Annotated in this window: 16 protein-coding genes and 2 pseudogenes; 6 read left to right on the top strand and 12 right to left on the bottom strand. The window is 70.7% G+C overall.

Features of this window, described 5'->3' with window-relative positions; translation table 11 throughout:
• Positions 1–53: 53 nt before the first annotated feature.
• Positions 54–1,577 carry a hypothetical protein gene (locus tag AB0A61_RS27545; RefSeq protein ID WP_361297610.1) on the bottom strand — a complete coding sequence of 508 codons (1,524 nt, stop codon included), beginning with the start codon at positions 1,575–1,577 and terminating at the stop codon, positions 54–56.
• A 447-nt stretch (positions 1,578–2,024) separates the two neighbouring features.
• Here AB0A61_RS27545 and AB0A61_RS27540 point away from each other — a divergent pair, with 447 nt between their 5' ends.
• A complete protein-coding gene (locus tag AB0A61_RS27540) occupies positions 2,025–2,687 on the top strand; it encodes a bifunctional DNA primase/polymerase (protein ID WP_361297607.1) in 663 nt (220 codons plus the stop codon).
• 307 nt (positions 2,688–2,994) lie between these two features.
• Here the strand turns inward: AB0A61_RS27540 and ftsY are convergent, their stop codons facing one another.
• Positions 2,995–4,206: a signal recognition particle-docking protein FtsY gene (gene ftsY, locus AB0A61_RS27535; RefSeq protein ID WP_361297604.1), complete on the bottom strand. Its 1,212-nt coding sequence runs from the start codon at positions 4,204–4,206 to the stop codon at positions 2,995–2,997.
• Positions 4,207–4,374: 168 nt separating this feature from the next.
• On the opposite strand from ftsY, the gene AB0A61_RS27530 reads away from it, so the two are divergent.
• Both AB0A61_RS27530 and AB0A61_RS27525 read left to right on the top strand, forming a co-directional pair.
• Positions 4,375–5,826 (top strand): cytosine permease, encoded by a 1,452-nt coding sequence (locus AB0A61_RS27530; RefSeq protein ID WP_361297601.1) that lies wholly within the window; start codon positions 4,375–4,377, stop codon positions 5,824–5,826.
• 207 nt (positions 5,827–6,033) lie between these two features.
• Positions 6,034–7,005, top strand: coding sequence for an LLM class flavin-dependent oxidoreductase (locus AB0A61_RS27525; protein ID WP_361297598.1), 972 nt, complete (start codon positions 6,034–6,036; stop codon positions 7,003–7,005).
• 152 nt (positions 7,006–7,157) lie between these two features.
• Here AB0A61_RS27525 and AB0A61_RS27520 read toward each other — a convergent pair whose 3' ends face one another.
• The 4 genes from AB0A61_RS27520 to AB0A61_RS27505 form a co-directional block, all read right to left on the bottom strand.
• A complete protein-coding gene (locus AB0A61_RS27520; RefSeq protein WP_361297595.1) occupies positions 7,158–8,576 on the bottom strand; it encodes a sugar porter family MFS transporter in 1,419 nt (472 codons plus the stop codon).
• A gap of 290 nt (positions 8,577–8,866) precedes the next feature.
• Complete coding sequence (gene smc, locus AB0A61_RS27515; RefSeq protein WP_361297592.1) at positions 8,867–12,421, bottom strand: chromosome segregation protein SMC; 3,555 nt, start codon at positions 12,419–12,421, stop codon at positions 8,867–8,869.
• Positions 12,422–12,636: 215 nt separating this feature from the next.
• Entirely contained in the window at positions 12,637–12,840 is a 204-nt protein-coding gene (locus tag AB0A61_RS27510) for a hypothetical protein (protein WP_361297589.1), read from the bottom strand.
• A gap of 379 nt (positions 12,841–13,219) precedes the next feature.
• Entirely contained in the window at positions 13,220–13,501 is a 282-nt protein-coding gene (locus AB0A61_RS27505) for an acylphosphatase (protein ID WP_361297586.1), read from the bottom strand.
• A gap of 169 nt (positions 13,502–13,670) precedes the next feature.
• Between AB0A61_RS27505 and AB0A61_RS27500 the strand changes: the two genes are divergently transcribed.
• The gene (locus AB0A61_RS27500) at positions 13,671–14,786 is read left to right on the top strand and encodes a CAP domain-containing protein (RefSeq protein ID WP_361297583.1); all 1,116 of its coding nucleotides are present in this window, start codon (positions 13,671–13,673) and stop codon (positions 14,784–14,786) included.
• Between the two features lie 20 nt (positions 14,787–14,806).
• Here AB0A61_RS27500 and AB0A61_RS27495 read toward each other — a convergent pair.
• A pseudogene (locus AB0A61_RS27495) lies at positions 14,807–15,052 on the bottom strand (tyrosine-type recombinase/integrase); the annotation flags it as partial.
• 399 nt (positions 15,053–15,451) lie between these two features.
• Here AB0A61_RS27495 and AB0A61_RS27490 point away from each other — a divergent pair.
• A complete protein-coding gene (locus AB0A61_RS27490; RefSeq protein WP_361297795.1) occupies positions 15,452–15,826 on the top strand; it encodes a hypothetical protein in 375 nt (124 codons plus the stop codon).
• Positions 15,827–16,041: 215 nt separating this feature from the next.
• On the opposite strand, the gene AB0A61_RS27485 is transcribed toward AB0A61_RS27490, so the two are convergent.
• The 3 genes and pseudogenes from AB0A61_RS27485 to AB0A61_RS27475 all read right to left on the bottom strand — a co-directional run bounded on the left by AB0A61_RS27485 (position 16,042) and on the right by AB0A61_RS27475 (position 17,227).
• Positions 16,042–16,341 carry a DUF5959 family protein gene (locus AB0A61_RS27485; protein WP_361297580.1) on the bottom strand — a complete coding sequence of 100 codons (300 nt, stop codon included), beginning with the start codon at positions 16,339–16,341 and terminating at the stop codon, positions 16,042–16,044.
• Positions 16,342–16,452: 111 nt separating this feature from the next.
• Positions 16,453–16,533 (bottom strand): annotated as a pseudogene (locus AB0A61_RS27480) (integrase); the annotation flags it as partial.
• Positions 16,534–16,642: 109 nt separating this feature from the next.
• Positions 16,643–17,227: a flavodoxin family protein gene (locus AB0A61_RS27475; protein ID WP_361297577.1), complete on the bottom strand. Its 585-nt coding sequence runs from the start codon at positions 17,225–17,227 to the stop codon at positions 16,643–16,645.
• A 105-nt stretch (positions 17,228–17,332) separates the two neighbouring features.
• Here AB0A61_RS27475 and AB0A61_RS27470 point away from each other — a divergent pair, with 105 nt between their 5' ends.
• Positions 17,333–17,731, top strand: a complete 399-nt coding sequence (locus AB0A61_RS27470; protein ID WP_361297574.1) for a helix-turn-helix domain-containing protein — start codon at positions 17,333–17,335, stop codon at positions 17,729–17,731.
• A gap of 11 nt (positions 17,732–17,742) precedes the next feature.
• Here AB0A61_RS27470 and AB0A61_RS27465 read toward each other — a convergent pair whose 3' ends face one another.
• Complete coding sequence (locus tag AB0A61_RS27465) at positions 17,743–18,165, bottom strand: hypothetical protein (RefSeq protein WP_361297571.1); 423 nt, start codon at positions 18,163–18,165, stop codon at positions 17,743–17,745.
• Between the two features lie 13 nt (positions 18,166–18,178).
• Positions 18,179–19,063 (bottom strand): bifunctional DNA-formamidopyrimidine glycosylase/DNA-(apurinic or apyrimidinic site) lyase, encoded by an 885-nt coding sequence (mutM, locus tag AB0A61_RS27460; protein ID WP_361297568.1) that lies wholly within the window; start codon positions 19,061–19,063, stop codon positions 18,179–18,181.
• Between the last annotated feature and the right edge of the window lie 121 nt (positions 19,064–19,184).

The following is a 19,184-nucleotide window of genomic DNA, read 5'->3' as shown; positions in this document are numbered from 1 at the left end:
GAGCCGAGTCGGGCAGTTCGGGAGGGCCGGCCGCGGCCGGGGTACGGGGCGTCTCAGACGGCCTCTGCGGTCTCCGGCAGCTCCACGGCGAGCTGCTCGGTGAGGTCGATGACCTCGGCGAGCTCGCCGAAGTCGCGCACGGCGCCGGCGACGGTCTTTCGGATACGGGTGTTCACGCGCTCGGAGCGGACCTTCTTGGCCACGCGCATGGCCCGCGCGGCGTACTCCGTGCTCTGTTCGGGCTCGCGCTGCAGCAGGTGCACGGTGGCCATGCCGATCAGGTTGAGCGCGTACGACCGCTGGTGCTCGTGGTCCTCGGCGAACATCTGCACGGCCTTGTTCATCAGTGGCTCGGCCAGCGAGGCGTAGGCGGGGCTGCGGCCGGCGACGTAGGCGAGGTCGCGGAAGGAGTGGGAGTTCTCGCCGTACAGCTCGGCCTCGGAGAAGAAGCGGATCCAGTCGGGGTCCGGGTCGTCCCAGTCCTCGGCGTCGGCGAAGGCGTCCTCGGCCATGCGCACCGCCCGCTTGCACTTGCCGGGCTGCCCCATGTTGGCGTAGGCCCGCGCCTCCATCGCATACAGCATGGACAGGGTGCGCGGGCTCGCGCAGTCACGGCTGCCGTACTGCGCGAGGTGGATGAGCTCCAGGGCGTCCTCGGGGCGGCCGAGGTGGATCATCTGGCGACTCATGCTGGAGAGGATGTACGAGCCGAGCGGCTTGTCGCCCGCCTCCTTGGCGGCGTGCAGCGCGAGGACGAAGTACTTCTGCGCGGTGGGCTGCAGCCCCACGTCGTAACTCATCCAGCCGGCCAGCTCGGCCAGCTCCGCGGCGACCTTGAACAGTCTGCGGGTGGTGGCCTCGGGCTGGGGCTCCTGGAGGAGGTCCGTCACCTCGTGCAGCTGGCCGACGACCGCCTTGCGGCGCAGGCCGCCGCCGCACTGGGCGTCCCACTGCCGGAACATCACGGTGGTGGTCTCCAGCAGGTCCAGCTCGGGCCGGGAGAGCCGGCCCGGGCGACGGGACGCGGCCGGGGGCTCGAGGTCGTGGAGCGAAGGAGGTCCCGCCTGGTCGAGCGAGGCCGGGAGCCTGGGGGACGGGGGCGAGGGCACGAGCCAGCGCTGCAGCGGCTCGATGAGGGACGGGCCCGCGGACAGCATCAGCGAGGTCCCGAGGAAGCCGCGCCGCGCCAGCATCAGGTCGCTGCGCGAGAACTCGCTGAGCAGGGCCACGGTCTGCGGGCCCGTCCAGGGCAGGTCGACCCCGATCGCGGAGGGTGACTGGCGCGCGGTGCGCAGGCCGAGGTCCTCCACGGAGACGACACAGCCGAACCGCTCGGAGAACAGCTCCGACAGGATCCTGGGGATGGGCTCGCGCGGGTTCTCCCCGTCGAGCCAGCGCCGTACCCGCGAGGTGTCGGTGGAGATGTGGTTGGCCCCCAGCTGACGGGCCCGGCGGTTGACCTGGCGGGCGAGCTCGCCCTTGGACCAGCCGCTGCGCACGAACCACGAGGTGAGCAGCTCATTGGGGCGCTTGTCCGCACTCGCAGCGCTCGTCCCGCTACCGCCGTTGCCGCTCACTGGAACGCCCCCATTCCCGAGACCACTTGTCGCCGAGTGCGCCAAGCCCTATCAGAATGCCCGTCAACACAGCCGCCGTCCGCCGTTTCTCACCCGTCGAACGGAATGCCGACTTGCCTCCGGCATACCCACAAGCGCATGTGCCCCCAGGACTCGCGCACTCACAGTAATCCTACGATCACCCGCCCGGCCACGGCGATCCCGGAAACGCCACCATTCGCCACCCCTTCGAATGAACTCTCGGTGGCCTTGTCGCGATTCACTTGACACAGGACAGCCGGGAGTCGGCGGAGCGGTGCGCGTCAGGGCGCGCGACGTCGAGCGCACCACCCCGGACGCTTCCGGACGCCGCCTGGATTGTGCGCGACCGGGAAGAGTGCGTGAACAGAGAGTGACGATCCGCATCCGCCTCGTAACCATCGAGGCGCCGGATCCGTTGGAGGGGGCATGGGCTTCACGATCGGCGGCATTCGCGAGATCCGCTCCGGCGCGCGGCGGCGCGGCCGGTCGTACCGCTCGTCGGAGTGCACCGCGGTGGCCGAGTACACCGGCCTGTGGGGCTGGGACGTGGTGCGGGGCGCGCGGGCCGTCGGCGGCGCGTGCTCGTGCGGCCGCACCGACTGCTCCGCGCCGGGCGCCCATCCCCTGGACTTCGCGCCCGAGATCCGGGCCGGCGCCACGCTCGACGAGGTGACCCGGGCCTGGGCGGAGTTCCCCGGGGCCGCGGTGATGCTGGCGGTCGGGCGCGCGTTCGACGTGATCGAGGTCGCCGAGCCCGCGGGGCGGCGCGCCCTGGCCCGGCTGGAGCGCATGGGCCTCCCGGTCGGCCCGGTGGCCGCGACCCCGGACGGCCGTGCCCACTTCTTCGTCGCCCCCCGAGCGGCGGCCGAGCTGCCCGCCCTGCTCTACCGGATGGGCTGGGACGACCCGGCCTCCCTGGACCTGCGCGGCCTCGGGCCGGGCACTCACATCACGGCGCCACCCTCCGACCGGGGCGCCCTGGGCCCCGTCCGCTGGCTGCGCCCGCCCGCCCTGGAGGCCGCCAGACCCCCGGAAGCCCGACTGCTCCTGGGCACCCTGGCGTACGTGGCGCACCGGTCGCGCGCCTAGGAACTGCCCGACCCCGCCACCCTTCGATACGAGCGGCGGGGCACCGGCAACGCCACCTCCACCCGGACGCTTGCGGCTTGCGGCTTGCGGCTTGCGGCTTGCGGCTTGCGGCTTGCGGCTTGCGGCTTGCGGCTTGCGGCTTGCGGCTTGCGGCTTGCGGCTTGCGGCGGACGGTGGCAGGTCTCGTCGCCCGGCGAACCGTCCGGGGGGACGCGCCCGGCCGGGTCCCGGCATCACTGCCCGAAGACGGCGGCGCCCGTCCCCCACTGGATCTCGGGGACGGGCGCCGTTGCGGGAAGGCGGGCGGTCACTCCCCGATGAGCGCGTCCACGAACGCCTCGGGCTCGAACGGCGCCAGGTCGTCCGCGCCCTCTCCGAGGCCGACCAGCTTGACCGGCACGCCCAGCTCGCGCTGGACCGCGACCACGATGCCGCCCTTGGCCGTGCCGTCCAGCTTGGTCAGCACGATGCCGGTGATGTCGACGACCTCGGCGAAGACGCGGGCCTGGACGAGACCGTTCTGGCCGGTGGTCGCGTCGAGGACGAGCAGCACCTCGTCCAGCGGCGCGTGCTTCTCCACCACTCGCTTGACCTTGCCGAGCTCGTCCATGAGACCGGTCTTGGTGTGCAGGCGCCCGGCGGTGTCGATGAGGACGACGTCGGCCCCCATCTCCTTGCCCTCCTTCACCGCGTCGAAGGCCACGGAGGCGGGGTCGCCCGCCTCGGGTCCCCGCACGGTGTAGGCGCCGACCCGCTCGCCCCAGGTCTGCAGCTGGTCGGCGGCGGCGGCGCGGAAGGTGTCCGCGGCGCCGAGCACGACACTGCGGCCGTCGGCGACCAGGACCCGGGCCAGCTTGCCGGTGGTGGTGGTCTTTCCGGTGCCGTTGACGCCGACGACCATCACGATGCCCGGCTTGCTGGTCGCCGGCTCGGTCTTCACCGTGCGGTCCAGATCGGTGCCGATCAGCGTGAGCAGCTCCTCACGCAGCAGCCCGCGCAGCTCGTCCGGGGTGCGGGTGCCGAGCACCCGGACGCGCTCGCGCAGCCGCTCGACCAGCTCCTGGGTGGGCTGCACGCCGACGTCGGCAGTGAGCAGGGTGTCCTCGATCTCCTCCCAGGTGTCCTCGTCGAGGTGCTCGCGCGACAGAAGGGTGAGCAGGCCCTTGCCCAGTGCGTTCTGCGAGCGGGAGAGGCGGGCGCGCAGCCGGATCAGCCGGCCGGCGGTGGGCTCCGGGACCTCGATCGGGGGTGCCGGGAGCTCTTCTACGGAGGGTGGTTCCTCGACGGCAACGGGGGCCGAGCCGTCCGGTAGGTCCACCTCCTCGATGGTTCGCCGCGGCTCTTCGCGCGGCGTCTCGGCCTCGTCGCCGACATGCGGCTCGGCCGGCGGGGCGGTGATGTCGGGCGCGGCGGGGGGCGGAGGGGGCAGCGACTTCTTCCGCCGGCTGCCCACGATGAGCCCGCCGAGCGCGCCGAGCACCACCACGGCGATGACTACAGCAAGGATGACGGTTTCCATAACGCGTCCAGTATCAGCCATGGGCCTCGCCATACCCTGCTTGTGTCTTCATCCAAGGGACAAACGTCACTTGAGGGCAGGAGTAGGACCAAAGTACGATGGCAATGGCTCCGTCGACGCGCGTAGAGTCCCGACGACCCGTCCCCCACCGTTGAGGCACCCTCCTACATGACCAAGATCGCCGAGACCGAAGGCGCCCTGGAGACCCGCGGCATCGAGCAGGTGCCCGACCACGAGCGCACCGCCAGGACCCGCGACCTGTTCCCCACCTGGGTCGGCGCCAACATCAGTGTTCTGCTGCTGACGATGGGTGCGAGCCTGGTCGTGGCGTACCACCTGAACATCTGGCAGGCGCTCGTCGTCGCCGTCGCCGCCCCCGTCGTGGCGTACGGCCTGGTCGGGCTGATCGGGATCGCCGGCAAGCGGGGCGGAGCGCCCGGCATGGCGTTGTCCCGCGCGGTGTTCGGGCAGCGCGGCAACCTGCTGCCGGGTTCGCTGATCTGGGTCGCCCGCTGGGGCTGGGAGACGATCAACGCGGTGACCGGCGCCTACGCGATGCTCACCATCCTGGACATCGCCTTCGGCCTCAAGGCCAACGGCGTGCTGGACATGGTGATGCTGCTGGCGTTCGTGGTGGCGACCTTCGCGATCTCCGGGCTCGGCATCCACGCCGTGCAGAAGTGCAACAAGTACGCGACCTACCTCTTCGGCCTCTTCTCGGTGCTGGTGCTGGTCTACCTGGTGGTGAACACCGACTGGTCGAAGGTGCTCGGCCACGCCGCCGGTTCGACGGCCGCGGTGATCACCGGTATCGGCATGATCGCGGCGGGCGGCGTCAGCTGGATCCCTTCGGCGCCCGACTTCACCCGCTATCTGCCGCGCACCGCCTCGTCCAGGGCGATCGTGGGCACCTCGGTCGGCGGTGCCGGCATCGTCGTACTGCCCATGGTGCTGATGGGCGCCGTGATGGCGGTCGCCACGCCGGACCTGGCCTCCGCCTCCGACCCGGTCTCCTTCCTGGGCGAGATCCTGCCCACCTGGATCGCGGTCCCGTATCTGCTGATCGCCCTGATCGGCATGGTGCTGATCAACTCGATGTCGATGTACTCGGCGGGCTTCACCGCGCAGACCCTCGGCTTCAAGGTGCCCCGCCACTGGGCGGTCTCGGTCAACGCCGTGATCTCGCTGGTCTTCGGCGGCGCGCTGATGCTGGTGGCGACCAGCTTCATGGGCTCCTTCATCGCCTTCCTGTCGCTGCTCGCGGTCGCCTTCTCCGCCTGGGTCGGCGTCTTCGGCGCGGACATGCTGCGGCGTACGGAGTACGACGGGCAGGCCATGACCGACACCACCCGGACCAGCGCCTACTGGTACCGGGGCGGCTTCTCCCCCGCCGCGGTCGCGGCCTGGGCGATCGGCCTCGGCGCGGGCCTGATGTTCACCACGTCGGACTGGTTCACCGGCCCGCTGGCGAAGAACAACGTGATCGGCGAGTACGGCCTGGGCTGGGTCGCCACGATCGTCGTCTCGGGGCTGCTGTACGTGGTGCTGCCCAAGCCACCGGTCGTCACCCCGGCCGCGTCGACGGCGCCGACCGAGGAATCGGTCTCCGTCACCGCCTGACGACGTCACCGCCTGACGACGTCACCGCCTGACGACGTCACGGCCTGACGACCGGGCCGGCCCGCGCCCCGTCCCGGCCATGCCGGCCCCGTGGCCACCCCCACGGCCACAGCCACAGCCACAGCCACAGCCATGGCCATCTGACGCTCCGTCAGCTACCGTCCCCCTGCGCGGGAACCCCACCCGCCCGGCGAAGGGGGACTTCCCATGCCTGTCACGGTCGTGCGCTTCAACCTGGTCGAACCCGGTGCCACCCCCGCCTCGCTCGGCGAGCGCTACCGGGCGGCGGTCGCCATGGCCGGGTACGCCGACGACCACGGGGTCACCACCGTGCAGACCGAGGAGCACCACGGGGTCGCGAACAACTGGCTGCCGTCGCCGTTCGCCTTCGCGGGCGCGGTGTTCGGGGCGACCCGCCGGATCGCGGTCACGGTGTCGGCGGTCATCGGCCCGCTGCACGACCCGTTGCGGCTGGCCGAGGACATCGCCGTACTGGACCTGCTGAGCGGCGGGCGGCTGGTGACGGTCGCCGGAATCGGGTACCGGCCCGAGGAGTACGCCCTGTTCGACGTGGAGTGGGCACGGCGCGGCAGGCTCCAGGACGAGCTGCTGGAGACCCTGCTGAAGGCCTGGACCGGCGAGGAGTTCGAGTACCGGGGCCGTACCGTACGGGTCACCCCGCGCCCCTGCTCCGACCCGCACCCGCTGCTCCTGGTCGGCGGCTCCTCGAAGGCCGCCGCCCGCCGGGCGGCTCGGCTCGGCCTGCCGTTCTTCCCCAGCGCGCACCTGCCGGAGCTGGAGGCGTACTACAAGGAGCGGCTCGTCGAGTACGGGACCGAGGGCTGGACGATGATGCCCGCCGCCGAGACCCCGCTGCTGCACATCGCCGCCGACCCGGACCGAGCCTGGGCCGAGTACGGCGGGCACTTCCTGCACGAGGCCCGGACCTACGCCTCCTGGCAGTCCGGCGGTATCCGGTCGGCCGTGAGGTCCGCCGCGACGACGGTGCGGGAACTGCGCGCGGAGGGCGTCTACCGGATCCTCACCCCGGACGAGTGTGTGGCGCAGGGCCTGGACAGTTACGTCCTGCATCCCCTGGCCGGCGGGATGCCCGTCGACGAGGGGTGGCGCAGCCTGCGGCTGTTCGCCGAGGAGGTGCTTCCGGCACTGGACGGCTGACCTGGGCCGGCGCGGCCGGCCTCGTACGGTGAGCGGTACGACACCGCCGCCCCCGGTCCGGGCGGTGGCCGGAACGGGGGCGGCGGAGGGTACGAGGAGAGGGGCAGCGGGGACTTGGCCCTTCTCCTCGGGTCAGGGGGCTGCCGAACGGGTCAGCCCATCTCCTCCAGCGCCTTGCCCTTCGTCTCCTTGACGAACTTCAGGACGAACGGGACGGAGAGCGCGGCGAAGACGGTGTAGATCACGTAGGTCCCGGACAGGTTCCAGTCGGCCAGCGACGGGAAGCTCGCGGTGATGGCCCAGTTGGCGATCCACTGCGCGGCGGCGGCCACGCCCAGGGCCGCGGCACGGATCTTGTTCGGGAACATCTCACCGAGCATGACCCAGACGACCACACCCCAGGACAGGGCGAAGAAGAGGACGAACACGTGGGCGGCGATCAGCGCGACCCAGCCCTGGGTCGCGGGCAGCTTGCCGCCGACCAGGTCGTGGGAGAAGGCCCAGGCCTCCAGCGCGAGACCGAGAGCCATGCCGACGGAACCGATGAGCGCGAGCGGCTTGCGGCCGATGCGGTCCACGAAGATCATCGCGATCACGGTGCCGATGATGTTGATGATCGACGTCGTGAAGGAGTAGAAGAACGAGTCCGTGGGGTCGACGCCGACCGACTGCCACAGCGTCGAGGAGTAGTAGAACGCGACGTTGATACCGACGAACTGCTGGAAGACCGACAGGCCGATGCCGACCCAGACGATCGGCTTGAACAAGAAGCCGCCGCCGAGCAGGTCGCGGAAGCTGGACTTCTCCTCGCGCTTCATGGCGTGCTCGATGTCGGCGACGCGGGCGTCCAGGTCAACGCCGTTGCCCTCGACCTCGGCGAGGATCCGGCGGGCCCGGTCGTGCTTGCCCACGGAGATCAGGAAGCGCGGGGACTCGGGGATCGCGAAGGAGAGCAGGCCGTAGAGGACGGCCGGGACGACCATCACGCCGAGCATGACCTGCCAGGCCTCCAGGCCCATCAGCTTGCCGCGCTGGTCGCCGCCGGCGGCGTTGAGCAGGCCCCAGTTGACCAGCTGTGAGATGGCGATGCCGACGACGATCGCGGCCTGCTGGAAGGAGCCGAGGCGGCCGCGGTAGGCGGGCGGGGCGACCTCGGCGATGTAGGCGGGGCCGATGACGGAGGCCATGCCGATGGCGAAGCCGCCGACGACGCGCCACAGGGCGAGGTCCCACAGGGCGAAGGGGAGGGCCGAGCCGACGGCGCTGATGGTGAAGAGGACCGAGGCGATCTGCATGCAGCGGATGCGGCCGATGCGGTCGGCTATGCGGCCGGCGGTCGCGGCGCCGACGGCGCAGCCGATCAGGGCGATGGCGATGACCTGGGCCAGGGCGGCGGAGCCGATGCCGTAGCGGTCCCGGATGGCCTCGACGGCACCGTTGATCACGGAACTGTCGTAGCCGAAGAGGAAACCGCCCATCGCGGCCGCTGCCGCGATGAAGATGACGTGCCCGAGATGATCGGGGTGAGCCGTCCTGGCTCCTGACTGGGGTGCCTGCGCTGTGCTGGTCACGTGTACTCCTCGGGCCACCGGCAACGCTGCCGGGGTGGGGGGTCAGCCCTTCCAGGCGGTGAGTCCTGAAGGTAAATACAACGTTGCAGAGACTATGCCTTCAAGTTTCGAAGTCAATAGTTTCTTCTCAAGGAGTTCCCGGCGACCCGTCAGAGGCTTGCCTTCAAGTCTTGAATTCACATGCCAGACGGGGTCCGTCTACCCGGAAGGAGCGGAGGCATGCGGGACCCGCGAGGCGGCGTGGCTGCCGCGGGAGACGACCTGCACTTCTGCGGGGCGCCCGTGCGGTTTCAGCGCAGGCGCTGCGAGATGACCTTCGACACACCGTCGCCCTGCATGGAGACGCCGTAGAGCGCGTCGGCGACCTCCATCGTGCGCTTCTGGTGGGTGATCACGATCAGCTGCGAGGTCTCCTGCAGCTCCTGCATGATCCGGATCAGCCGCTGGAGGTTGGTGTCGTCCAGGGCCGCCTCGACCTCGTCCATCACGTAGAACGGGCTGGGCCGGGCCTTGAAGATCGACACCAGGAGCGCGACGGCGGTCAAGGACCGCTCCCCGCCCGAGAGCAGGGACAGCCGCTTGACCTTCTTGCCCGGCGGCCGCGCCTCGACGTCCACGCCCGTGGTGAGCATGTTGTCGGGGTCGGTCAGCACGAGCCGCCCCTCGCCGCCCGGGAAGAGCCGGCCGAAGACGCCCTCGAACTCGCGGGCGGTGTCCCAGTAGGCCTCGGTGAAGACCTGCTCGACGCGCTCGTCGACCTCCTTGACCACTTGGAGCAGGTCGGCGCGGGTCTTCTTCAGGTCCTCCAGTTGCTCGCTGAGGAACTTGTGTCGTTCCTCCAGCGCCGCGAACTCCTCAAGGGCCAGCGGGTTCACCTTGCCGAGCTGCTGGTAGGCCCGCTCGGCGGCCTTGAGCCGCTTCTCCTGCTCGGCCCTGAGATACGGCCTCGGCTGGTTGCGCGGGTGCTCCGGGTCCTCCGGCAGCACCTCGCCCTCGGCCGGGGGCGAGGGCGGCACCGGCTGGTGCGGGCCGTACTCGGTCATCAGCCCCGCGGGTTCGACGCCGAGCTCCTCCAGCGCCTTGGTCTCCAGTTGCTCGATCCGCAGCCGCTTCTCGGCACCGAGCACCTCGCCCCGGTGGACCGAGTCGGTCAACTTGTCGAGTTCGGCCTTGAGATCGCGCCCTTCGGCGCGGGCCTGGGTGAGTTCCTGCTCCCGGCGGGCCTTGGCGGCCTCGGCGGCGGTCCGCTCCCGCCCGGCGCGGGCCAGCGACACCTCCACGTGGGCGAGCAGCTGGCGGGCACCGGAGGCGACGGCCTCGGCGACGGCCGCCTCGTGGCGCAGCCGGGCGCGCCGTTGTTCGGCACGCGCGCGTGCCTCGCGTTCGGCGCGGGCGGCCCGGTCGAGGGAGTCGGCCCGGCCGGCGAGCCCCCTGACCCGCTCCTCGTGCGTACGGACCTGGAGGCGGGCCTCCATCTCGGTCTGGCGGGCGTTGGCGCCGTCCGCGGCGAGCCGGTCCCGTACGGAGGTGTCGGGTTCCTCCTCCACCGGCATCTCCTCGGCGACAGCGAGCCGTTCGGCGAGTTCCTCGACCTCGGTGAGGGCCTTGTCGAGGGCCTCCTGGGCGCGGGTCGCGGCGGCCGTGGAGCGCTCCGCCTCCCCGGCGGCGCCACGGGCCTGCCCGGCGAGCCGCCCGAGCTGCTGGGCGACGGCCGACTTCTCCCGGTCCGCGGCCCGTCGCCGCTCCCCCAGTTCCTCGACGAGCGCGGCGCACTCCTTGCGGCGCTCGCCGGCGTGGTGCTGAGTCCCGGTCAGCTCCTCGCACCGTACGGCCAGCTCCTCCAGCTCGGCCGCGGCCTCGTCCACGGACGCCTGCACCTCCAGCAGGCTGGGCGCCCCGGCGGAACCGCCCTGCGCGAAGTGCGTCCCGAGCAGGTCGCCCTCGGCGGTGACCGCGGTGAGGGCGGGCCGTGCCTGGACCAGGTCCTCGGCGTCTTCGAGGGTGCCGACGACGACGATCCCGCGCAGCAGCCGGCGTACCGCGGGCATGAGCTCGGCGGGGCCGCTCACGAGGTCGGCGGCGTGGGGAGGGCCGTCGGTGACCGGCTCCCGCGGTACGTCGTCGCGGGCCCCGCCCAGCAGCAGCGCGGCCCGGCCCGCGTCCTGCTTGCGCAGCAGGCGGATCGCGTCCGCCGCCGCGGCCGGGGTCGTCACCGCGACCGCGTCCGCCGCCGCGCCGAAGGCGGCGGCCAGGGCGACCTCGTGGCCCGGAGTGACCGTCAGCAGCTCCGCCGCCGGGCCCAGAAGCCCGGTGAGGCGGTCCCGGGCGTCGAGCAGCGCGCCGGAGCCGTCCTTGCGGCGCAGGCCCATGGCCAGGGCGTCGTGCCGGGCCTGGGTGGCCGCCCGCTTGCGTTCGGCCGCCGTGGCCGCCTCGCGGGCGGCCGTGAGGGCGGTCTCCGCCTCGGCCAGCTGCTGCTTGGCGGCTTCGTGCCGTTCGGCGAGTTCCTGGTCGCCCGCGTCCAGGCCGTCGACCTCGGCCTGGAGGGCCTCGTACTCCTCCTGCGCGCGGACGGCCCTGTCGCGGGCCTCGTCCCGGGCGGCGGCCAGCCGGTCGATCTCCGCCTGAGCGGAGGTGGCGCGGGAGCGGGCCGCGTTGACCTGGCCGCTGAGCCGGGCGAGGCCCTCGCGGCGGTCGGCGATGGCGCGGGCCGCGTCCTTCAGGCGCCGCTCCTCCTGGGCCAGTTCGCGTTCCAGCTCGGCGCGGTGGGCGACCGTGTCGTCCAGCGCGCGCTGGGCCGCCTCCAGGGCCGCCTCCAGCTCGGCCTCCTGCTCGCGGATCCGGGCGGCCTCGCGCTCCAGGTCCTCGGGGTCGCGGCCGCGCCGCTCCTCGACGGGTGCGGAGGTGGCGCTCTTCACCCGTGCGTCGGCCAGCGAGATGGTGCCGCGCACCCGCTCGGCCAGCTGGGACAGCTCGTACCAGGTCTGCTGGGCGCGCTGGAGGCGCGGGGTGAGCCGGCGTACCTCGTCCTCCAGGACTGTCTCGCGCTGGAGCGCTTTCTTGAGCTCCTGTTCGGCGGCTTCCTTGCGTTCCTTGAGGGCGGCCTCGTCGGCGATCTCGGCCTTCAGCGCCTCCCGCAGCCGGACGAGGTCGTCGGCGAGCAGGCGCAGGCGCGCGTCGCGCAGGTCGGCCTGGATCACGGCTGCCCGGCGGGCCACCGCCGCCTGCCGGCCGAGCGGCTTGAGCTGGCGGCGCAGTTCGTCGGTCAGGTCCTGGACGCGGGCGAGGTTGGCCTGCATCGCGTCCAGTTTCCGCAGCGCCTTCTCCTTGCGCTTGCGGTGCTTGAGGACGCCCGCGGCCTCCTCGATGAAGGCGCGGCGGCCCATGGGGTCGGCGTGCAGGACGGAGTCGAGCTGGCCCTGGCCGACGATGACGTGCATCTCGCGGCCGATGCCGGAGTCGGACAGCAGTTCCTGGATGTCCAGCAGGCGGCAGGTGTCGCCGTTGATCTGGTACTCGCTGCCGCCGTTGCGGAACATGATCCGCGTGATGGTGACCTCGGCGTACTCGATGGGCAGGGCCCCGTCGGAGTTGTCGATGGTCAGGGACACCTCGGCGCGGCCGAGGGGCGGACGGCCGGTGGTGCCGGCGAAGATCACGTCCTCCATCTTGCCGCCGCGCAGCGACTTGGCGCCCTGTTCGCCCATGACCCAGCTGAGCGCGTCCACGACGTTGGACTTGCCCGAGCCGTTCGGACCGACGACGCACGTGATCCCCGGCTCGAACCGGAGGGTGGTCGCCGAGGCGAACGACTTGAACCCACGGAGGGTCAGGGCCTTGAGGTGCACGCCGGTGGACTCTACCCGCCGCCGCTGTCTCACTCCATGAACCCTCGCAACCACGCGGTTTCACGTATGAACATGCAGGGCACACCAGACGTTAAAGACGGTGAAAGGATGCGCGGGGGCAAGAAAGAAGGGACGCCGAAGCGTCCCTTGCAACTCTGACAGCTGAGCGGTTGATACGGGCAGCCCAACCACTGTGTCGTTGTGCGATGCAGTGATCAGGTGAGCGCAGGCTCCGCCTGGTGTGCGTCGACGCGCTCCATGATCCTGTCGTGAGAAGCGGCAGCCGTCAGCGCATCATTCTCGGCCTGGATCCGTACGATTTCGGATTCCAGGTCCTGGACACGCTGCTGGAGCCGTCGCATCTCGGCGAGGAGTCGAGGGTCGGAGCCACCGACGTAACCGAGAAGCGCCTTTGCCATGATGGATGGTCCTCCACACTGAGTGACCGACCGAAGCGGTGTGGGTCGTGAGGGATTCGCACCCGCGGTGCTTGGCACTGTTGAGTTTGTGCTGCCGTTCATCCATGCCAAACAGCTAAGGTGCGCGGGCTTTCAGCGTCTCACCAAAAAGTTTGACGGTCAACACGATCACGCCCCGTATCGGCGGGCGTCCCGGGGGCGCGCGGCCGGAAAGTGGCTGCGCTGCGACTCCTGCGGGCCCCTCGGGGCGTGGCGATCATCCTGCCGTGCGGAGCCTGCCACGGCAAGCACTTCTTGGCAACCACCTGCTTCTTTCTGCTCACGACCGGTGCCGAGGGCGTCTCCCTCCGCATCCGGCCGGCGATCACGCGCCACCGGCTCAGCGGACGGCGAAGCCGTCATAGCCCCCGCGCGGTGTGTCCCAGATCTCGGTGACGCCGTCCACGAGTCCGGGCGTGTCGCTGCCCTGCAGCCAGTCGAGGAGCTTCTGGCACGCCTCTCGCGAGCCCTCGGCGACCACCTGGACCCGTCCGTCGCCCAAATTGAGAGCAAAGCCACTCAGGCCGCCGACCTCCAGGGCCCTCGCCCGCGTGAACCAGCGAAAACCCACACCTTGGACGCGTCCGCGCACCCAGGCGACCATCCGTACATCCTCACTCATGGCTGCAACCTAACGGGCCAATGTCTCCGCAGACACTTCACCCCCTGGCGCCATGCGGTACCGTCCCGAGCCAATGAATCTCATATGAAACTCACTCGATGGAGTGAGTTCGGTTGACCGCAACGGTTCAACGCGCGCGTCGACCGCCAGGGACGAGGAAGGCCAGGACATGGGACGCCACCGCCGTTCGGACGCCGGCCGCGCCACGGGCGTCACGGAAACGCAGGGCTCTCACCCGCAGGGCCACCCGCCGCGGAACTCGTACGACGCGGACGACCGCATGGGTATCGCGCCCTACCTGAACCCCGACGTGTATGCCGAGGCGTACACGAGGACCCAGGAGTACCTCTTCGCCACGGACGACGACTTCGCCCGGGCGACCGACACCGTCGTCTTCCCGCCGGATGGCTTCACCCCCTCCAACGGGCCGCGCCAGGGCGGTGGGCACCGCCGCAGGAAGAAGGCCGCGACGCCGGTCCGCACGGGCCTGCTGGGGGTCTCGGCCGCGGTCGCCATCGGTACGGTGGCGGTCGCCACGGGCGCGGTGCCCGGCCTGCAGAACTACAAGCTGGGCGGCGGCACGAACAGCGGCGCCGACAAGGTGCAGGCCGACGGCTCGCCGTCCAACAGCGAGAGCCAGCAGGGCGGCACGTCCGGCAGCGTCGAGAACCGGGGCGGCGGCTCGTCGACGAGCCGGGGCTCGGACCGGTCGGGCTCGCCGACGCGGTCCGCCTCCTCCCCCGCGTCCCCCTCGGCCTCCGCCACGCCGTCGGCGACCCCCACCACGTCGGCGCCGTCGACGAAACCGGCCCCCGCGCCGGCGAAGACCAAGGAACCGAAGATCCCGCCGCCCCGGAAGGGTCCGAAGGCGCCGGCCAAGACCCAGGGCCCGGCGAAGGTCACCGCCGAGGCGGCCGCCGAGGCGGAGGTGCTCCGGCTGGTCAACCAGGAGCGAGCCAAGGTGGGTTGCAGCCCGGTGGCGGCCAACAGCACCCTGACCGACCTGGCGGAGACCTTCAGCAAGGCGATGGCCGTGCAGGACTTCTTCGACCACACCGACCCGAGCGGCGCCTCGCCGTGGGACCGGGCGGCGAAGCTCGGCATCAGCAACCTCGGCGGCGAGAACATAGCCCGTGGCCAGGCCGACGCGGCAGCCGTGATGGACGCCTGGATGAACAGCCCCGGCCACCGCGCCAACATCCTGAACTGCGACTTCAAGACGCTGGGCGTGGGCGTGCACTTCGGGCCCGGCGGCCCGTGGTGGACGCAGGACTTCGGCTACTGAGACAACCGCAGGTCAGCGAACTAAAACCCTTCCTGGGCCGTCTCGGGGCCGTCATCCGCAGGATCGTCCTCCTGGAGGACGCGATCAACGGCGGCCCGGGTCCGGGTCTCACTCGACGGCATCAGGTGCGTGTAGGTGCGGAGCGTGAAGCCGGGGTCATGGTGGCCCAGGTACTCACTGAGCGCCTTGATGCTCTCCCCCGCGTCCAGGAGCACCGAGGCGTAGAAGTGCCTCAGCGCGTGCATGCCGTTGTCCCGCCCGGTCTCGGGGCCAGCAGCCCGATCGCGAGCCTCGAAGATCATGGCCCCGCAGCGGGCACTAACGGGCAGGTCCACAAGCCTGCCCGATTCGCGGGCCAGCGTAAGGGGCCATGATCACTCGCGCCAAGGCAGCTCCAGCCCAAAGCCGTTCCGCCGACCTGGCGTGGCTGCTGGGGCAAGCGGTACGCCGAAGCCGCAAACGTGACAGCGCAGCACCTGCCGTACCCAGCATGGCGGAACCCCTCGTGCGTCGGCGGTGAACTCATGGTGATGTTGCAACTGTGTTGGTGACAGTAGGTCATCAATTGACAGCAGAGCGCGAGAGAGGGTCTGTCCATGCCTCCGGTCCCGCTGAAACCTGGCGTCTACAAGCTTCACGCCCACATCATTGGCCCGAGCTCCTTGGTGACTGCCACCGAGTACGCCGTGAAGAACGGCGCCCCAGTCATCACCGACCGCCTCAATCCCCTCCCGATCGAACAGGAGTGGGCCATCGAGCCCTTCGAGCCGGAACCGGGAGCGCCCTACTTGATTCGCCTCGCCTCCCACGAGACCGCGGGGCTGGTGATCGCCGAGGACAAACTCTGGGTCAACAACGTCCCCAGCAGCGAGTGGGCGAGGTTCACCTTCGAGCCGGTTCTCGGCGGCGTCAAGATCCTCTCGGAGAAAGGCCTCGCCTGGTCCGCTAGCCACCGCGGCGCGCAGATCGAACTCACCCCACCGAAGCCCGATTTCCAGCAGACGTGGACCCTGGAATACGTGCGTCCGATCGACGAGTAGCTCGGGAAGGCCTGGTGCGACCGGCGTTGGTGCCAGCCGACCCTGGGCCGTCTCTGGGCCGTCCGAGGCGAACCGACGTTGACAGAGGATGACAGCTAGTCCCGACATTCACGCAGGTCGCAGGCTCAGCTACAGTGTGTCGCCGTTCGTGAGGGACTTGGGTCATCACTTCCAGAAGAACTGATCGAGAGCGCATGCGCCCTTGTTGCTTGTCTTCAGGACTCGCCGCAGGCGTCACGTAGACGCTGAAGCTTTGCCTCGTGCTCATCAATCCACTCAGACGTTGGTTCGAGCCCCAGCATCACCGTCAACCTGTCAGGATCGTGGACTGAGATGGAGAGCCAGCCGTCTTCGTGTAGGTGAAAGTACAGCCCTAGCCCTTGGCCTCCATGGGGCCAGCTGGCGTCTTCACCAGCACCGAGGCGTCTCAGTGCCTCCTCCCACTCTTCGAACCCCTGGGGCCGTCGCGGAGCCGCCGGAAGGCGCTCAACGACGACCAACGCTGACAACCACACCGGCAGCTGAGTCGCAGGTCGCAGCGTTGATCGATTACACGGCCGCAGGTCAGAGACCCGGCCCTTCACTTCTTCGGCTACCGAGACAACCGCAGGTCAGAGACCTGAGAGAAAACCGGGGTCGTGGTGCCCCAGGCACTCGCTCCGGGCCTTGATGCTCTCCCCCGCGTCCAGGAGGACCGAGGCATGGAAGGGCCCTTCACTTCTCCGGCTGCTCACCGGCCGGCCGTCGTACTGCGAGGCCCCCTCGAATTCGCCCTGTCCCCGGGGGCCTCGTAGTACGTGTGCGGTGCCTTCCGGCTCAGGCCGCCGCGTGGCCCCGGGCGAATGCGCGTGCCGTGTCGGCGACCCGGCGGCCGAGGTGTTCCGCCGTCGCGATGTCGGCCTTGTGGACGGCCTCGGGACCCTCGTCGACGTTGGTCTGGGCGGCCGCGCCCGCGAAGACACCGAGACGGTTGAGGTCGTGCTCGGAGCCGGCGCTGTTGTTCCAGCCGGGGTGCAGCCCGAGGTTGACCCAGTTCATGCCGTGCTGGGCGGCGAGGATCTGGAAGAACTGCAGGGTGTGCAGCTTGTCGCCGCTCTTGGAGCCCGAGTTGGTGAAGCCCGCGGCCAGCTTGTCCTTCCAGTCCTGCCCGAACCAGCGCTTGGAGGACGCTTCGGCGAAGACGTGGAAGGCGCCGGACGCGGTGCCCATGTAGGTGGGCGAGCCGAAGACGATCGCGTCGGAGCGGTCGAGCGTTGCCCACTGCTCGTCGGTGATCTCGTCGACCTTGATCAGGTGCACCTCGGCACCGGCCTCGGCGGCACCGGACCGGACGGCCTCGGCGAGGACGGCGGTGTGGCCGTGGCCGGAGTGGTAGGCGATGGAGAGAACGGGCGCGGTCATGCGAACTCCTCGAAGGGGCAGCTCAGTAGAAGTAACCATAGGAAAGCACTAACTTTTCGTTAGCGCAAGCGACCAGTTAGCGCTGCGCGTGAGTATGCTCAAGGGATGAACGGCATTCAGGAGCGTGCGGAGGAGCAGGACCTCCCGTACAACGTGTTCGCCAAGGCGTGCCCCTCCCGCGGCACGCTGGAGCACGTCACCGGCCGCTGGGGCGGTCTCACGCTCGGCGCGCTGTACGAGGGCTCGATGCGCTTCAACGAGCTGCGCCGCCGCGTCGACGGCGTGAGCGAGAAGATGCTGTCCCAGACGCTGCACGCGCTGGAGCGCGACGGCCTGGTGCACCGCGACGCCCAGCCGACGAACCCGCCCCGGGTGGACTACGAGCTGACCCCGCTCGGCCGCGAGGTCGCCGAGCGCCTGCTGGCCCTCATCCACTGCGTGGAGGGCCGCATGGACGAGGTGCTGACGGCACGCGAGGAGTACGACGCCCGTCAGTCGTCGTAGGGCTTCGGACTTCAGGCGTCGCCGAAGCCCCGGTACGTGCCCGATGTGTCGGCGGCGTCCGCGAACTCGGCGAAGTCCGTGTTGGCGATGCTCAGGTTGCCGGAGATCTCGGAGAACCAGCGGGGCGGCACCCGGAACGTCCGTCCGGGTTGGTCGTACAGGTCGACGGCCAGCAGCCGGTGCCAGGGGTCGGCCATGGTGGTCGCGTCCGCGAGGAACACCTGGAGGGCCTTCGCGTCGTCCTGCGCGGCGCCGTCCTCCTCGATCAGCGCCTGGACGCTCACTTCGGCGAAGCGGGGATCGCTCGCGCAGGTGGCGGTCGAGTACTCCTGCTCCTCGTCGATCGCGGCGCACAGCGCGTCCCAGGCCGCGTCGTCACGGAAGTCGGTCCGCAGGACGAGGGTGGTCAGGTCGTCGTGCTCGGGCAGGGCCATCCCCGTGATCCTCTCAGCCCCGGTCGGCCGGGCCCGCGGCGACTCGGGTCCGCGGCGCCCGCTGGCACGTCGGGCAGAAGTAGCTGGACCGGTTCATCCACGGGCGGCGGCGCACCGGGGTGGCGCAGCGGCGGCAGGGCAGGCCCTCGCGGCCGTAGGCGTCCAGGGAGCGGTCGAAGTAGCCCGACTCGCCGTTGATGTTGACGTACAGGCTGTCGAAGCTGGTGCCGCCCACGGCGAGGGCCGCGTTCATGACGTCCCTGATGTGGCCGAGGAGCTCGGCCGTGCGCGGGCGGGTGAAGGTCGCGGTCGGACGCTCGTAGTGGACACGGGCCCGCCACAGCGCCTCGTCCGCGTAGATGTTGCCGACCCCGCTGATCAGCGACTGGTCGAGCAGAGCCCGCTTGATGGTGGTCCGCTTGCGGCGCAGCGCCAGGTGGAAGGCCTCGTCGTCGAACAGCGGGTCGAGGGGGTCACGGGCGATGTGCGCGATGACGTCGGGCAGGCCGTCGGGGGAGGTGTCGTGCAGCGACAGACCACCGAAGGTGCGCTGGTCGACGAAGCGGAGTTCGGTGCCGAGGGCGTCCGCGAACCGCACCCGGATCCTCAGGTGCTTCTCGGCCGGCGCCTCGTGCGGCTGTATCAGCAGTTGGCCGCTCATGCCGAGGTGGGCCAGGATCGCCTGGCCGCTGTCCTCCAGGGGCAGCCACAGGTACTTGCCGCGGCGGCTGGGCGTACCGACGCGGTGGCCCTTGAGGGCGTGCGCGAAGTCGTCGGCGCCCGCTGGATGCCGCCGAATCGCGCGCGGGTGCAGCACCTCCACGTCGGCCACGGTCCGGTGGGCGACCCACCGCTCCAGCCCACGCCGTACGACCTCGACCTCTGGCAACTCGGGCATGGCTCCCCCGTCCACACGTGTACGGCCGCTGGGGCCGTCGTCTGAGCCTACGCGTCCGCGGCGGAGCGCCCAAAAGCCCGACCCGGGCACCCGCCGGGACGGCCGAGCGCCCGCCCCGGGG

This window comes from Streptomyces sp. NPDC046197, assembly GCF_040646295.1.
Taxonomy (GTDB): Bacteria; Actinomycetota; Actinomycetes; order Streptomycetales; family Streptomycetaceae; genus Streptomyces.
The sequence above is the reverse complement of the archived record's forward strand: the minus strand, read 5'-3'. Positions and strand labels throughout refer to the sequence as shown.

Bases quoted from the DNA above. Each gene is read 5' to 3' on its own strand.
- AB0A61_RS27530 (WP_361297601.1), top strand. From the start codon at position 4,375: ATGACCAAGATCGCCGAGACCGAAGGCGCCCTGGAGACCCGCGGCATC.
- AB0A61_RS27540 (WP_361297607.1), top strand. From the start codon at position 2,025: ATGGGCTTCACGATCGGCGGCATTCGCGAGATCCGCTCCGGCGCGCGG.
- AB0A61_RS27505 (WP_361297586.1), bottom strand. From the start codon at position 13,501: ATGAGTGAGGATGTACGGATGGTCGCCTGGGTGCGCGGACGCGTCCAA.
- ftsY (WP_361297604.1), bottom strand. From the start codon at position 4,206: ATGGAAACCGTCATCCTTGCTGTAGTCATCGCCGTGGTGGTGCTCGGC.
- AB0A61_RS27470 (WP_361297574.1), top strand. From the start codon at position 17,333: ATGAACGGCATTCAGGAGCGTGCGGAGGAGCAGGACCTCCCGTACAAC.
- AB0A61_RS27510 (WP_361297589.1), bottom strand. From the start codon at position 12,840: ATGGCAAAGGCGCTTCTCGGTTACGTCGGTGGCTCCGACCCTCGACTC.
- mutM (WP_361297568.1), bottom strand. From the start codon at position 19,063: ATGCCCGAGTTGCCAGAGGTCGAGGTCGTACGGCGTGGGCTGGAGCGG.
- AB0A61_RS27475 (WP_361297577.1), bottom strand. From the start codon at position 17,227: ATGACCGCGCCCGTTCTCTCCATCGCCTACCACTCCGGCCACGGCCAC.
- AB0A61_RS27525 (WP_361297598.1), top strand. From the start codon at position 6,034: ATGCCTGTCACGGTCGTGCGCTTCAACCTGGTCGAACCCGGTGCCACC.
- AB0A61_RS27465 (WP_361297571.1), bottom strand. From the start codon at position 18,165: ATGGCCCTGCCCGAGCACGACGACCTGACCACCCTCGTCCTGCGGACC.
- AB0A61_RS27500 (WP_361297583.1), top strand. From the start codon at position 13,671: ATGGGACGCCACCGCCGTTCGGACGCCGGCCGCGCCACGGGCGTCACG.